Source organism: Prodigiosinella aquatilis, assembly GCA_030388725.1.
GTDB lineage: Bacteria > Pseudomonadota > Gammaproteobacteria > Enterobacterales > Enterobacteriaceae > Prodigiosinella > Prodigiosinella aquatilis.
The window spans coordinates 3062678-3075407 of record CP128857.1 but is presented as its reverse complement, the minus strand read 5'-3'; the positions used below and the strand labels follow the sequence as shown (position 1 = coordinate 3075407).

Genomic DNA, 12730 nt, shown 5'->3' with positions numbered 1-12730 from the left:
CACACATAGTACAAACATAGTTGTATCAACCAAGGAGACAACGATGACTGCAGATCAAGTCAAAACGCTCTTCCGCCAACGAGGGATCACATTCACCCAGTGGGCAGAAGAAAACGGCTACAGCCGCTACGAGGTCTACCGGGTTCTCAACGGTCAGACGAAAGCTCGTTACGGTAAATCTCATGAAATTGCCGTGAAGCTGGGACTTAAATCAACAGCTCGGGCCGCCTGATGATTTTAAGTCTTCGTAAAAGGTTATCACATATTGCAAAAAGGGGAATGTGACATGAGTAAGGCAAATGTATCCAGTTCTGGCTCCCGCATTCTGCGTGTTCTTAAAGCACTGCGTGGTCACGCCCTTAATGGGGTATCTAACGGTGAACTGGCATCGGCTCTGGGTGAATCCCCGGCAAATATCAATCGGGCACTCAATACCCTTATCGAAGAGGGGCTGGCACTCAAGCTTGAAAACGGGCGTTTTGCTCCAGGTGTACAGCTTTTGCAGATTGCCATGGCCCATAACAATGAAATGTCCCGCGCACAGGGGCGCATCGACGAACTTAACCAGCGCGTACTGGCTGGTAGCCGCTAAGGAGTAACAATGGCTCGCACAAAATCACAACCTGCTGAACTTGCACCCGACGTGGAGTTGAATCCCAAACTGGAGGCCACTCAAAATCTGATGGCGACAGTTACCAGCCAACTCAGTGATGAACGTGATCTGCTGAATCAGCTTCTTGGTCAGGCACAGATGGCTGATGCATTTGAGCAATTTTCCCGAACGGTTCGGACTTCTAAACTGGCATTTGTTAAAGAAAACAAGCTATATCGCAATCTAAAGGGCAAGAAGACACCGAACGGTTCGGAGTTTTCGGGCACATGGGATGAGTTTTGTAATGTTCTCGGAATATCCGTTGATAAGGCAGATTTGGATATTGCCAACCTTACCGCCTTCGGTGAAGAAGCCCTGGATTCCATGTCCCGCATGGGGATTGGTTATCGCGAACTGCGCCAGTTCCGCCGCCTGCCGGACGACCAGAAAAGCGCCCTCATTGAAGTGGCCAAAGAAGGCGACAAAACGGCCCTGCTGGAGCTGGCCGAAGAAATGATCGCCAAGCACACCAAAGAGAAAGAAGACCTCAAAACCGACCTCGAAATCAGCCGCCAGACGCTGGCCGAAAAGAAAGATGAGATCAACGCCCTCAAAGACCAGACTGACGAGCTGAAGGCCAGGCTGACGCGCCGCGCTACAACAGAGACGCCCGATGAAGAAGGTCAGGCGCTTGAAACGGAAGCCACTGGTTTTAAAAGCGGTGTACTCAGCGCTCTTATCAACCTCAAATGCGGCTTTGAGGCACTGGCCGAACACGCAGAACGTACCGGCATCAGCCACACCCACATTATGGCAGGGTTGCTTGATGATATCGAAGCCCGTGTCGTCGACATGCGTCAACAGTTTGACCTGCCTGACTTCCGCGAGATTGACGGCATGCCGGACTGGGTGAAAGAAGCACAGGAAGAGGATGAATAACATGGTCGCTTCACATCTGACACCACCAGTAAGAGAACGGGAACCGCAGGAAAGCCTTTACATGGATAGCCCGGAAGTTCTTGGACACGCGCTATGCACTCTTGTACCAGACATGATGGCGGGATTCTGCATCCTGACCAGTACTGGAGAAATCAGGATTTCAGCACCCGATGCGCCTGCATTTGCCACCGTAATGGAAACGTTACTTCTGGAAAAAATTCACTATATCCAAAACGAACGCTATCGCCGTTCTGCCAACAAACGGGCTGTTGAGATTGCGGAGAAACTTCAGGAGAACAGTGAGAAATGGAAGCAATGGCAACAAAAAGCGAAGGCTGATTCATGAATCCGGCGCTGACGCAACGGCTCGTCAGCATAGCCGCCGCCGCTGACGCAGCCGGACACGGTGAAAAAGAGGCGGTATACCGGGCGGCGTGTGAAGAACTACAGATGTCACGCGCTACCCTGCTGAAAAAGCTTAAAGGGGTACGGATGAGCAGACCACGCAAACAGCGCTCCGATGCCGGTAAAACGACACTGACCCACGATGAGATGCTGACCATCTCCGGGGCGTGGCTGGCATCCCCGCGCCCCGGTAACGGTAAAAAAGGTTACAGCCTGGAGGATATTGTGGACGGATTACGCGATAACGGTCTGATTATTGCTGGTCGAACCGATACTGAGACCGGAGAATTTTTCCCGCTGTCAATTGACGCCATCAGTCGTGCCCTCCGCCAGCATCGTATGCACCCCGACCAGTTGCGGGCACCATCTCCTGCGCTGGAGCTGGCCAGCTTGTACCCAAACCACGTCTGGCAACTGGATGCGTCTATTTGCGTGCTGTATTACCTCAAAAATCCGGCCAAAAAGGCGAAGGGGGATACCGGGCTGCGCGTCATGAGCGCAGCAGAGTTCAACAAAAACAAACCCCGCAACCTTGACCGTATCGTTAATGACCGCGTGTGGTCATTTGAAATCACCGACCACACCACAGGCTGGATTTACGTCGAGTACCGCTTCGGTGGTGAAAGCGCCGTCAACTTTCTGGAGGTAATGATTAATGCCATGCAGGAACGCGGCAGCGCCGACGTACTGCACGGGGTGCCGAAGATCCTGTTTACCGACCCCGGCTCTGCGCTGGTCTCGGCCTCACTGCTCAATATGTGCCGGGCTATGGGCATCCGCACCATTCAGCATAAGGTCCATAACGCCCGTGCCACCGGTTCTGTGGAAAAGGCCCGTGACATCATCGAACGCAAGTTCGAGGGCGGCCTGCGCTTTCTCAGGGTGGATGATATTGATGAACTGAACCGACTGGCGCGTCTCTGGCGCATGAAGTTTAACCGCACGGCGATACACAGCCGCCACAGTATGTCGCGTACCGATGCCTGGTTGAGAATTACCGAAGAACAACTGGTAAAAGCCCCGGCACCTGAAATCTGCAGGGAGCTGGCCATCTCTGCACCTGAAGAACGCACCGTTACCGGCAAGTTGCGCGTACCTTTCAGAGGCAAGGAATACGATGTGTCTGACGTTCCTGGTGTATTCGTCGGTGACAAGGTGCTGGTTGCCCGTAATCCCTGGTCAGATGAGGAGGCCAGAGTCGTTATCATCAATGATGAAGGTTTTGAAACCTTCCACGTTATTAACGCGATACAGAAAGATGAACTCTGGCAGTACAGCACCAGTGCGCCGGTGATTGGTGAGGAGTACCGCCTGTTACCGGAGACCGTTACCCAGACGAATCGCGATGAGGTGGAGCAGCACACCTACGGCACTGCCTGCCGGGAAGAGACAGACGCGGCGAAAAAAGACAAAGCCCTGCCATTCGGTGGTCGCTTCAACCCTTATCTGGATATTGAGCGCGATAATCATCCTGCCTACCTATCGAAGCGCGGACAGGCTTCAGACGTGCGCGGGCCGCGTATTGAGCAGCGTCCGCTGACCCATGTGGAGGCCGCGAAAGCCCTGCGCGAGAAGTTCAGCACTAACGGCCACACCTGGACGCCGGAACATTACCGCCAGTTAACGGCGCAGTACCCGGATGGCGTACCGGAAGCCACGCTGGATGAGGTCATGGTCACCCTGACCACTCCGGCCTGCAACAGCGTTATCAGCATCGTTAACGGTAACTGAGGAGGAAGGCATGCTGGTACTGAAGCAACAACTGAAAGAGGCCCGCATCCCGCAGGCGGTGGTGGCAAGAGCCGTCGCCGTTTCCGAGGCCACGCTGGCCCAGATTGTGAACCATAACGAATGGCCCCGCACCAGTCCGGAAGATGTGCGCCAGCGTCTGGCGTCCTGGCTGGAAAGTCAGGGGATTGATACAGCGAAGAGTTTTGATGCTGCACAGGGCGCTGTCACGCCCCGTACAGCGGGTACTAACGATAAAACCAACCTCAGTGAGGAAGAGAACATGTTACTCAAAAAGCAGGTGTTATTTCCAGCAACCAAAAAAGCGTTTGGCCTTTTCCGTGACCCGTTCGCCGATGAAGCCATGCAGGGCGCGGACGATGTGTTCACCACACCGGATATCCGCTACGTGCGTGAGGCGCTGTTCCAGACCGCCCGCCACGGTGGCTTTCTGGCGGTTATCGGCGAGTCCGGCGCGGGTAAATCCACGCTGCGCCGCGACCTGATTGAACGCGTCAACCGCGAGAACGCGCCGGTGATTGTTATCGAGCCATACATCATCGCCATGGAAGACAACGACGTGAAGGGCAAAACCCTGAAGGCGGCAGCTATCGCCGAGGCCATCATCAGCACCATCGCACCACTGGAGAGCATCAAACGCAGCCAGGACGCCCGCTTCCGCCAGTTGCACCGCGTCCTGAAAGACAGCAGCCAGGCGGGTTTCAGCCACGTTCTGGTGATTGAGGAGGCTCACAGTCTGCCCATCCCGACGCTGAAGCACCTCAAACGCTTCTTTGAGCTGGAGTCCGGTTTTAAACGGTTGCTGTCCATCGTGCTGATTGGCCAGCCGGAGCTGGCAGATAAGCTTTCCGAACGCAACATGGAGGTACGTGAAGTCGTACAGCGCTGCGAGGTGGTTGAACTGCTGCCACTGGACAATAGCCTCGAAGAGTTTCTGACGTTCAAGCTGCAACGCGCCGGTAAGCAGCTGGCCGACGTTATGGACGCCAGCGCGGTGGACGCCATTCGCGCCCGCCTGAGCAATCTGGGCAGCAACCGCAAGAGTCTGGTCAGCCTGCTGTATCCGCTGGCCGTCAGTAACCTGACGATCGCTGCCATGAATCTGGCTGCAGAAATCGGGGTTCCGCAGGTCAACTCCGACGTGGTTAAGGGAGTGTAACAATGAAGGCCATCACTGATATCAACCAACAGCTGCATCATTTGCAGTCTGCCATAACAGCGCTGAATGCCATGAACAGCACAGTTCAGAGCATCATGATTGTAGGCAGTAAGCCCGTTATCCGTATCGCTAAGAACGGTCACTGCCTCCGCCTGCTGGAACAGGGGAAAGCGAGCTATACCCATTTCGGCCACAATGGCTCAGGCCGTTTTCGTCAGGGTTTCTTTGAACTGTATGGCTGCAGGATTACCTGGTCAGAGTCATTACATTAACAATAAGGTGAACAACATGAGCGAAGTAAATAAAGACGAATATATGAAAGACCGTAAAGGTCGTCTGGTGCCGGTTGCGCAGGTGTCCGATTACGATCTGGCGATGGATTCCTTTGTCAAAGAGCAGGTCGCGGCAGCTAAGGTCAAAAGTGCTGACCTCAGCGACTTCAAGCAGCGCGCTTTTGATGAGTGCTATGCCTGGCTTGACCTGGTGGCTGAGAAGTACGGCAGAACACGCGGCGGGGTCAAGGGTAACGTAACATTCAGCAGCTTTGACGGCAGTGAACAAATCACTATCCGTGTGCAGGAAACCCTGACTTTCGGGCCTGAGCTGCAGATAGCCAAAGACCTGATTGACGAGTGCGTCACCGAGTGGTCTGAAGGCGCGAACGCTAATCTGCGGGCCATCATCGGTGATGCCTTCCAGGTTGATAAAGAGGGTCAGCTTAACACCGGGCGTATTCTTTCCCTGCGCCGGGTCAAAATTCAGGACGAACGCTGGAACCGGGCGATGGAGGCGATATCGGAATCACTGCAGGTAGCCATGTCCAAAACCTATATTAATTTTCGAGAGAAAAACAAACACGGGAAGCTAATTAATATCCCGTTAGATATCGCTGCCATTTAATTTTAATTCAATTTCTTTTTATTTCGGCGTCAGCGCCGTGGGTTTCTGCACGCCGAAAACAGCTTTGAGGAATTAAACATGTCCATCAAATGTACCAACTGCCAGAAAGGCATTACCACCATGAAGTTCAGCGAGGCCAGCGTCATTACCTCCGGTAAATACCGTGTCCCTGCGGTTCTCGTCACGCTGGTATGCCCTCACTGCAGCCAGCATTACTACGTGGAAGTCCCTGCCATGGAGTTCATCCCCTGCGAGGCGAAACAATGAAAGGCATGAAATTATATAACCGCTCCACTATATACGGTCTGGCCCTGAAAACCTTTGGCCCTGAAGCACAGGCTCTGAAGCTGATGGAAGAAGCCGCCGAACTGGCTGACGTTGAAATCATGATTGAACAGTTCCGCCTCAACGGAATGGGCCTGATGATTGACTATCATAAGCAGCAAAAGCTGGAACGCCTCGCCGAACGTCTGGGGGTGACTTATGCAGCAGAATAATGAAAAGGTGCTGGAGAAGTTAAAAAAACTGCTGGCGCTGGCCAAATCCGACAATCCCCATGAAGCTGCGCTGGCCCTGCAACGCGCCCAGAAGCTGATGCAGGCCTATAACATCACTCAGGCTGACCTCGCACTCAGTGATATTGATGAAAGCATCAGTCGCTACTGGGCCGCAGGCAGCGTTAATCCCCCGCGCTATATGCTGGGACTGCTGGACATCATCCAGACGGCATTTGGGGTTAAGTCTATTATTCACTCTGGTTTTAATCCCGGCGTAGGTTTTTACGGTAATAAAGACCGTGTCGAACTGTCCTCATACACATGGGAGGTGCTGGCCAGACAATTAATAGCGGCACGTAAAAGCTATATCGGCCAGCAGAATAAAAGGATCAAGAACAAAACCAAAACCAGCCGTGGTGACAAATTTGCCGAAGGCTGGGTTCTGGCCGTGCGCAGCGAAGTTCATTTATTTGCTATGTCCCGCGAGGAACGGGAGCTGGCTAAACTCTGGCTTGAGCAGAAATACCCGGAATCAGGTACAACCATGGGCCGTGAAGCCGGGAAATCACGTGACGCAGACATGTCCCGCCACCTTGGCTACAGAGAAGGCGAGAACATCAGGCTGCACCAGCCAGTAAACGGACATGAACAGCGGAAACTGGGGGGGAAGTGATGATGTTATTTCGCAAGAAGAAAGAGTCAAAACCTTGCCGTACAACTGTCAAATACCTTTTTGCTCGCGCCTTTTTTAAGAATGTCAGGCCGGGAATTCAAATTGGCGTTATCGCCGGGCGCGAACAGGTAAAAATTTACATGTCAGGTGCATGGTGGAATAACAACCCAATTATTACGGCCCGTAACATTCATATTAACTGGGGCGGGATTCATTATGATCGCTGAAACAATTGTTTGTGCCTTGTTCTGGTATGGTTTTGTGGGCTGGTGTACTGCTGAATTGCACCGGCGCTCTGGGTTTTATTCACGTTACACCGGAGCCAGTCATTGGATCAGTTGGGCCGTTATGTTCCTGTGCTGGCCTGTAGCGCTTCCTTTATATGTCGATTATATCGGTGGCGCAGGTAGAAGGAGCTGCGATGATGACTAAACAGCGTCTTATTCAACTCATCCATATTGCCCGCAGCGACCTCCAGATGGATGAAGATACCTACCGCCAGATGCTGCAGGGGTTAACCGGTACGGCTTCAACCAAAGGGATGGATCTTCCGCAGCTAACCAAAGTTCTGGAGTCCATGAAAAAGAAAGGATTCAGGGTTAAGCCTGCCGGAAACGCCAAAACCGGTATTGCGCTGGATAACCATCCACAGTCCCGCAAAATACGCGCTCTCTGGCTGGATATGGCTGCGGCGGGCGTTATCCGTGACAGTTCTGAACTCTCGCTGGCACGTTGGGTGAAACGGGAAACCGGTGTTGACGGATTGTGCTGGCTGAATTCGGAACAGGCCAGCAGTGTTATTGAGAAGCTCAAAAAGTGGCATTACCGGACAACGGGGAAACGATCATGAGCGACTATAGCCAGTTTCGCAGTAAGGGGCCTGAATTGCTGGTTGAACTTGCCCAGCATACCGCTACAACGGTGCGTGAAATCATCGTGATTGACGTCGCAGTGGCTGACCAAATCGGCGAGGCAGTAGCCAACCGCATGATGCAGGTCTGGGGCGGGCAGAACGTGTATTTCCCGATGGGCATGGTCTGGAAGGTTAGCCAGCGCGACCGGGAAATCTTTCTGGAGTTCGACGGGCGTAACCATCACGAACTGGCCCGCAAGTTTGGCGTTTCGCTGCAGTGGATCTACAGCGTGGTGAAGCGGGTAAAAAGAGAAGAACTGGATCGGATGCAGGGTAAGCTGTTTGATGGTGAACCTGATGACGATGCCGGAACAAGGGAGTAAAATAACAATCCAGACTGGTGCGAACGTGTTTTTTTCGGGCCGGTCTGATTTTCACATACTGTAAGGTTATTGCACATTCCATCCAGTATCTTCCCATGTTGACCCAGTTCTTCCCATAATTATCTCACTTATTCCCTGTCATTTATCTCAAGTCTAATCATTCTGCAATGCAATGCGGCCTTTCTCCAGTTCAAGAAGCGCATTGTCTACATAGGGCAGAAAGGTTTTCCCACATTGTGTTATGCGAACATTTCGGCCGCATTTTTCAAACAGAGTTACACCCAGCTCTTTTTCCAGCTCGGAAATAGCGTGGCTCAATGAAGGTTGTGTAATATACAGACTTGATGCCGCTTCCGTATAATGTTGTCTTTCCGCCAGTCTTTTGAAATAGTGCAATTGTTTTAAATTCATTCTACATCTCATGAAGTTAGTGAAGCGTGTATTTTTGTGGCCCGACAATATCAACATACTGCAAGCGAGAGGAAGATGTCGCTGATTAAATCACATTATGTCGTGTGGGCCTACTTACATGGAGTCAATGAGTATCGCAGTAAAAACCATACTATCTTGTCGCGGTGTGCAAAATTATTATGGTGTGATGCAATATAACATGTTCTCTTGTCACTTTATGCCGGGAAGAAACGTAGCTAAGTTGTTAATTGATAATTGTCATAAACATGAAAAAGGTAAGTATCGTCTACTATCGGGTGTCACGGTTAGTTAAAAGATGCAGCCTGATGCTTATTCGTTTACATTGAAAATGTTATTTTTCCCCCTGCTTAGCCTATTTTACAAAAAAACTTATGTTATTTACTCGGGAACAAAAAATAAATTTGATCCATCTCTCAGTATTTATTTATTATGCTGGTGTGTCACGAGATGGTATTTCATCTGTATAATGTGTTATTTTTTGTAAAATAACAAACAAATCCTCAACAAAGATCGGCACTCCCTTCCTTGACTGCGTGCAATAAAATTGACAATAAAAACCTTATATTACGTATTAATTGTTACCTTTGTTTTATACATTAACTACGAATATTAATTTGGTGGAATTTTATAAAATATATGAAGTCAGTAAAAATAAAGAACAAAAATGTGAAGTAAGACATCAGGAAATGAGTAATAAAAACATTAACTATAAACGGAGAAAAGAATGAGCCAGAATAAGGCCTTCAATGCGCCATTTTTATTAGCTGTCATAGGTATATATCTGAGCTATTTTCTTCATGGCGTCAGTGTCATTACCTTGGCACAGAATATGACTCCTTTGGCCACAAAGTTTGGCACCGATAATGCCGGTATTGCCTACCTGATTTCAGGTATAGGATTGGGTCGACTGATCAGTATCCTATTCTTCGGCGTAATATCTGACAAGTTTGGTAGACGTTTCGTGATCCTGCTGGGTGTCATCTTATATATCGTGTTCTTCTTCGGTATTCCCGCCAGCCCTAACTTGATCATTGCATTTATTCTGGCCGTCTGTGTCGGTGTAGCGAATGCGGCATTGGATACCGGTGCATACCCGGCATTAATGGAATGTTACCCCAAAACATCCGGTTCTGCGGTCATTCTGATCAAAGCTATGGTCTCTTTCGGTCAGATGTTCTATCCGTTATTAGTCGGTTATTTACTGGTGAATCATATTTGGTATGGCTACGGTATCATCATCCCAGGTATTCTATTTATCTTTGTCACGTTACTACTGCTTAAGAGTAAGTTCCCCAGCCAGCTGGTTGACGCCAATATTACCAAAGACTTGCCACAGATGAACCAAAAGCCGCTGGCATGGCTTGAAGGGGTCGCCTCAATTGTGTTTGGTGTCGCCATATTCTCAACGTTTTATGTGATTGTTGTCTGGATGCCCAAATATGCAATGGCCTATGCGGGTATGGCAGAAGCTGACGCATTGAAAACAATCTCTTACTACAGTATAGGCTCGTTAGTGTGCGTGTTCGTTTTTGCCTTGCTGTTAAAAAGAATGGTCCGTCCCGTTTGGGCTAATGTGTTCAATTCTGGATTAGCCGTAGCTGCCGGTATCGTGATCTATCTGTATCCATCATCGCTCGTCTGTAATGTTGGTTCCTTCATCATTGGTTTCTCCGCCGCCGGTGGGTTGCTGCAACTCGGCGTTTCCGTCATGTCCGAATTCTTCCCAAAAAGTAAGGCCAGGGTGACGAGCCTCTATATGTTGATGGGCGGGTTGTCAAACTTCCTTATTCCACTGATTACTGGGTATTTATCAGAAATCGGATTGAATTACATTATATTACTGGATGTCGCATTCGCTATATTAGCCTTTATCACCGCGATAATTGTTTTTGTTCGTTACTATAAAATATTCAATATACCAGCTAATGATGTGCGGTTGGGAGAGCGCTTTTTTATAATAAGAAAAGAAGACAGAAAACCACTGCATTTATAAATAACGCATTGTATGAGAAATACGTTTTTAATGAACTTTGCGTTAAATTGAGAGAATAAATTAAGGAGTTTCTAATGGATGTAACTGCAAAATATGAACTGATTGGATTAATGGCTTACCCCATCAGACACAGTTTATCACCTGAAATGCAGAATAAGGCACTGGAAAAAGTTGGCTTACCTTATACCTATATGGCTTTCGAAGTTGACAATACGCGTTTTGGCAAAGCAATCGAAGGGCTGAAGGCGTTAAAAATGCGTGGTACCGGTGTTTCCATGCCGAATAAGCAACTGGCTTGTGAGTATGTGAATGAGTTAACCCCAGCCGCCAAACTGGTGGGCGCCATCAATACCATTGTGAACGATGATGGTTATCTTACCGGCTATAACACCGACGGTACCGGGCATATCCGGGCTATCAAAGAAAGCGGCTTTGATATTAAAGGTAAGAAAATGGTGTTGGTCGGCGCTGGCGGCGCATCTACGGCTATCGGCGCCCAGGCTGCAATCGAAGGAATTAAGGAAATCATGTTGTTTAACCGCAAGGATGAGTTCTATGAAAAAGCGGTTGCCTTTGCAAAACGGGTGAATGACAACACTGATTGTACTATTACGGTTCATGATCTGGCTGACCAGAAAGTGTTTGCCGATGCCATTGCCAGCGCGGATATTTTGACCAATGGTACGAAATTGGGTATGAAACCGCTGGAAAATGAATGTATCGTCAGTGACAAATCGATGTTGCGTCCAGACTTGCTGGTTTCCGAGTGCGTTTACAACCCGCATATCACCAAGCTATTGCAAATGGCAATGGATGCCGGCTGTAAAACGGTCGATGGCTATGGAATGTTATTATGGCAAGGCGCAGAACAGTTTAAACTTTGGACGGGGAAAGATTTTCCGTTGGAATATATTAAAAAGGCCATGGGGTTTAACGCATAGTAATCCGGTTTGGATTATTTTATGTTGCCAGTCGCTACAGTATGGGACCTGAACGGAACGGGCCACTACTCGTCCAGGTTGCCAGCAACATTATCTGGGTGTTGTTCGTGTTCACACTGGCTGATGTCTACCATAACGCATTAATGTAAGGGAAAAGAATGAAAACCGTAACCGTGAAAAATCTGGTAATAGGTGAAGGCGCGCCGAAAATCATTGTGTCATTAATGGGAAAAAATGGGCCACTGGTTGAGTCGGAAGCGCAATATTACAAAGATTTTGACTTTGATATCCTGGAATGGCGTATTGATCATTTTGATGATGTGAAACATATCGATAGCGTTATCGATGCCGCCCGCAAACTCCGGAGTATTATTCACGACAAACCGATCCTCTTTACCTTCCGTACCGCAAAAGAAGGGGGTGAAAAAAGCATCGCGCCCGATGAATACATTTCCCTGAATAAAGCGGTTATTGATAGCGGTCTGGTGGATATGATTGACCTGGAGCTGTTTACCGGCGATCAACTGGTGAGTGCCACAATAGAACATGCTCACGCCAAAGGGGTGAAAGTCATTATGTCCAACCATGACTTTCATAAAACGCCGCCTAAAGACGAAATTATCAAGCGTTTGTGCAAAATGCAGACGTTGGGAGCGGACATTCCCAAAATCGCCCTGATGCCACAGAACAAGACCGATGTGGTGACGTTGCTGTCAGCCACACTGGAAATGAGTGAAAAATATGCGGATCGCCCCATTATTACGATGTCTATGTCGCAATCCGGTATTATTTCTCGCTTATCGGGTGAAGTCTTTGGGTCAGCAGCAACATTCGGAGCATTGAAAAAAGCGTCTGCTCCTGGGCAGATAGCAATTAAAGAATTAAGAACGGTTTTAAATATATTACATCAGTCATAAAACAATCTGTGGTCGAATATTTATTCGAGAACCTTCGTGGTTCTTGGATAGATATATATGGTCACTCAGTCTGTAGGTGTATTAATGTCCTGCAATAGATGGTTTATTGGGTGTATAAAATAATCATTTAAGTAAATGGTAGGCACTTTTATAACATTTTTCGTGGCTATATATACCCAAAATAATTCGAGTTGCAGGAAGGCGGCAAGAGAGTAAATCCCGATGAGCTTATTCAGATAAATGATTCGGGTGAACGAGCGCAGCCAACACACCAGCAACTTGAAGTATGACGGGTAT

General features: G+C 49.1%; 18 protein-coding genes and 1 pseudogene. 18 read left to right on the top strand and 1 reads right to left on the bottom strand.

Annotated elements, in window-relative coordinates; translation table 11 throughout:
* Nucleotides 1-43 precede the first annotated feature (43 nt).
* The 15 genes from PCO85_14275 (at nucleotide 44) to PCO85_14205 (ending at nucleotide 8150) form a co-directional block, all read left to right on the top strand.
* Nucleotides 44-232 carry a DNA-binding protein gene (locus PCO85_14275; GenBank protein ID WJV52399.1) on the top strand — a complete coding sequence of 63 codons (189 nt, stop codon included), beginning with the start codon at nucleotides 44-46 and terminating at the stop codon, nucleotides 230-232.
* Between the two features lie 54 nt (nucleotides 233-286).
* Nucleotides 287-592, top strand: coding sequence for a helix-turn-helix domain-containing protein (locus PCO85_14270; GenBank protein ID WJV52398.1), 306 nt, complete (start codon nucleotides 287-289; stop codon nucleotides 590-592).
* A 9-nt stretch (nucleotides 593-601) separates the two neighbouring features.
* Complete coding sequence (locus PCO85_14265; protein ID WJV52397.1) at nucleotides 602-1531, top strand: hypothetical protein; 930 nt, start codon at nucleotides 602-604, stop codon at nucleotides 1529-1531.
* A gap of 1 nt (nucleotide 1532) precedes the next feature.
* Complete coding sequence (locus PCO85_14260; GenBank protein WJV52396.1) at nucleotides 1533-1877, top strand: hypothetical protein; 345 nt, start codon at nucleotides 1533-1535, stop codon at nucleotides 1875-1877.
* Nucleotides 1874-3667, top strand: coding sequence for an integrase (locus PCO85_14255; protein WJV52395.1), 1794 nt, complete (start codon nucleotides 1874-1876; stop codon nucleotides 3665-3667). Before PCO85_14260 ends, PCO85_14255 begins: the two co-directional genes overlap by 4 nt.
* 10 nt (nucleotides 3668-3677) lie before the next feature.
* Nucleotides 3678-4844 carry an AAA family ATPase gene (locus PCO85_14250; protein WJV52394.1) on the top strand — a complete coding sequence of 389 codons (1167 nt, stop codon included), beginning with the start codon at nucleotides 3678-3680 and terminating at the stop codon, nucleotides 4842-4844.
* A gap of 2 nt (nucleotides 4845-4846) precedes the next feature.
* On the top strand, nucleotides 4847-5116 hold the full coding sequence (locus PCO85_14245; protein WJV52393.1) for a hypothetical protein: 270 nt from the start codon (nucleotides 4847-4849) through the stop codon (nucleotides 5114-5116).
* A 16-nt stretch (nucleotides 5117-5132) separates the two neighbouring features.
* Complete coding sequence (locus PCO85_14240; protein WJV52392.1) at nucleotides 5133-5744, top strand: DUF3164 family protein; 612 nt, start codon at nucleotides 5133-5135, stop codon at nucleotides 5742-5744.
* Nucleotides 5745-5822: 78 nt separating this feature from the next.
* Nucleotides 5823-6011 (top strand): hypothetical protein, encoded by a 189-nt coding sequence (locus tag PCO85_14235; protein WJV52391.1) that lies wholly within the window; start codon nucleotides 5823-5825, stop codon nucleotides 6009-6011.
* Nucleotides 6008-6241, top strand: coding sequence for a hypothetical protein (locus tag PCO85_14230; GenBank protein WJV52390.1), 234 nt, complete (start codon nucleotides 6008-6010; stop codon nucleotides 6239-6241). The genes PCO85_14235 and PCO85_14230 overlap by 4 nt, the downstream gene beginning before the upstream one ends.
* Nucleotides 6228-6914: a DUF2786 domain-containing protein gene (locus tag PCO85_14225; protein ID WJV52389.1), complete on the top strand. Its 687-nt coding sequence runs from the start codon at nucleotides 6228-6230 to the stop codon at nucleotides 6912-6914. The genes PCO85_14230 and PCO85_14225 overlap by 14 nt, the downstream gene beginning before the upstream one ends.
* Nucleotides 6914-7141 (top strand): hypothetical protein, encoded by a 228-nt coding sequence (locus tag PCO85_14220; GenBank protein ID WJV52388.1) that lies wholly within the window; start codon nucleotides 6914-6916, stop codon nucleotides 7139-7141. Before PCO85_14225 ends, PCO85_14220 begins: the two co-directional genes overlap by 1 nt.
* Entirely contained in the window at nucleotides 7131-7346 is a 216-nt protein-coding gene (locus tag PCO85_14215; protein WJV52387.1) for a hypothetical protein, read from the top strand. Before PCO85_14220 ends, PCO85_14215 begins: the two co-directional genes overlap by 11 nt.
* Nucleotides 7336-7764: a regulatory protein GemA gene (locus PCO85_14210; GenBank protein ID WJV52386.1), complete on the top strand. Its 429-nt coding sequence runs from the start codon at nucleotides 7336-7338 to the stop codon at nucleotides 7762-7764. The genes PCO85_14215 and PCO85_14210 overlap by 11 nt, the downstream gene beginning before the upstream one ends.
* Nucleotides 7761-8150, top strand: a complete 390-nt coding sequence (locus PCO85_14205) for a Mor transcription activator family protein (GenBank protein WJV52385.1) — start codon at nucleotides 7761-7763, stop codon at nucleotides 8148-8150. Before PCO85_14210 ends, PCO85_14205 begins: the two co-directional genes overlap by 4 nt.
* Nucleotides 8151-8306: 156 nt before the next feature.
* Here PCO85_14205 and PCO85_14200 read toward each other — a convergent pair.
* A pseudogene (locus tag PCO85_14200) lies at nucleotides 8307-8561 on the bottom strand (LysR family transcriptional regulator).
* A 745-nt stretch (nucleotides 8562-9306) separates the two neighbouring features.
* On the opposite strand from PCO85_14200, the gene PCO85_14195 reads away from it, so the two are divergent.
* From PCO85_14195 to aroD, 3 genes are all read left to right on the top strand, one after another.
* Entirely contained in the window at nucleotides 9307-10575 is a 1269-nt protein-coding gene (locus PCO85_14195) for an MFS transporter (GenBank protein ID WJV52384.1), read from the top strand.
* 74 nt (nucleotides 10576-10649) lie between these two features.
* Nucleotides 10650-11516, top strand: a complete 867-nt coding sequence (gene ydiB / locus PCO85_14190) for a quinate/shikimate dehydrogenase (GenBank protein ID WJV52383.1) — start codon at nucleotides 10650-10652, stop codon at nucleotides 11514-11516.
* Between the two features lie 158 nt (nucleotides 11517-11674).
* On the top strand, nucleotides 11675-12433 hold the full coding sequence (gene aroD / locus PCO85_14185; protein WJV52382.1) for a type I 3-dehydroquinate dehydratase: 759 nt from the start codon (nucleotides 11675-11677) through the stop codon (nucleotides 12431-12433).
* Nucleotides 12434-12730: the final 297 nt, after the last annotated feature.

Bases quoted from the DNA above. Each gene is read 5' to 3' on its own strand.
- PCO85_14245 (WJV52393.1), top strand. From the start codon at position 4,847: ATGAAGGCCATCACTGATATCAACCAACAGCTGCATCATTTGCAGTCT.
- PCO85_14205 (WJV52385.1), top strand. From the start codon at position 7,761: ATGAGCGACTATAGCCAGTTTCGCAGTAAGGGGCCTGAATTGCTGGTT.
- PCO85_14215 (WJV52387.1), top strand. From the start codon at position 7,131: ATGATCGCTGAAACAATTGTTTGTGCCTTGTTCTGGTATGGTTTTGTG.
- PCO85_14210 (WJV52386.1), top strand. From the start codon at position 7,336: ATGATGACTAAACAGCGTCTTATTCAACTCATCCATATTGCCCGCAGC.
- PCO85_14240 (WJV52392.1), top strand. From the start codon at position 5,133: ATGAGCGAAGTAAATAAAGACGAATATATGAAAGACCGTAAAGGTCGT.
- PCO85_14225 (WJV52389.1), top strand. From the start codon at position 6,228: ATGCAGCAGAATAATGAAAAGGTGCTGGAGAAGTTAAAAAAACTGCTG.
- aroD (WJV52382.1), top strand. From the start codon at position 11,675: ATGAAAACCGTAACCGTGAAAAATCTGGTAATAGGTGAAGGCGCGCCG.
- PCO85_14265 (WJV52397.1), top strand. From the start codon at position 602: ATGGCTCGCACAAAATCACAACCTGCTGAACTTGCACCCGACGTGGAG.
- PCO85_14255 (WJV52395.1), top strand. From the start codon at position 1,874: ATGAATCCGGCGCTGACGCAACGGCTCGTCAGCATAGCCGCCGCCGCT.
- PCO85_14260 (WJV52396.1), top strand. From the start codon at position 1,533: ATGGTCGCTTCACATCTGACACCACCAGTAAGAGAACGGGAACCGCAG.
- PCO85_14220 (WJV52388.1), top strand. From the start codon at position 6,914: ATGATGTTATTTCGCAAGAAGAAAGAGTCAAAACCTTGCCGTACAACT.
- PCO85_14230 (WJV52390.1), top strand. From the start codon at position 6,008: ATGAAAGGCATGAAATTATATAACCGCTCCACTATATACGGTCTGGCC.
- ydiB (WJV52383.1), top strand. From the start codon at position 10,650: ATGGATGTAACTGCAAAATATGAACTGATTGGATTAATGGCTTACCCC.
- PCO85_14235 (WJV52391.1), top strand. From the start codon at position 5,823: ATGTCCATCAAATGTACCAACTGCCAGAAAGGCATTACCACCATGAAG.
- PCO85_14195 (WJV52384.1), top strand. From the start codon at position 9,307: ATGAGCCAGAATAAGGCCTTCAATGCGCCATTTTTATTAGCTGTCATA.
- PCO85_14250 (WJV52394.1), top strand. From the start codon at position 3,678: ATGCTGGTACTGAAGCAACAACTGAAAGAGGCCCGCATCCCGCAGGCG.
- PCO85_14275 (WJV52399.1), top strand. From the start codon at position 44: ATGACTGCAGATCAAGTCAAAACGCTCTTCCGCCAACGAGGGATCACA.
- PCO85_14270 (WJV52398.1), top strand. From the start codon at position 287: ATGAGTAAGGCAAATGTATCCAGTTCTGGCTCCCGCATTCTGCGTGTT.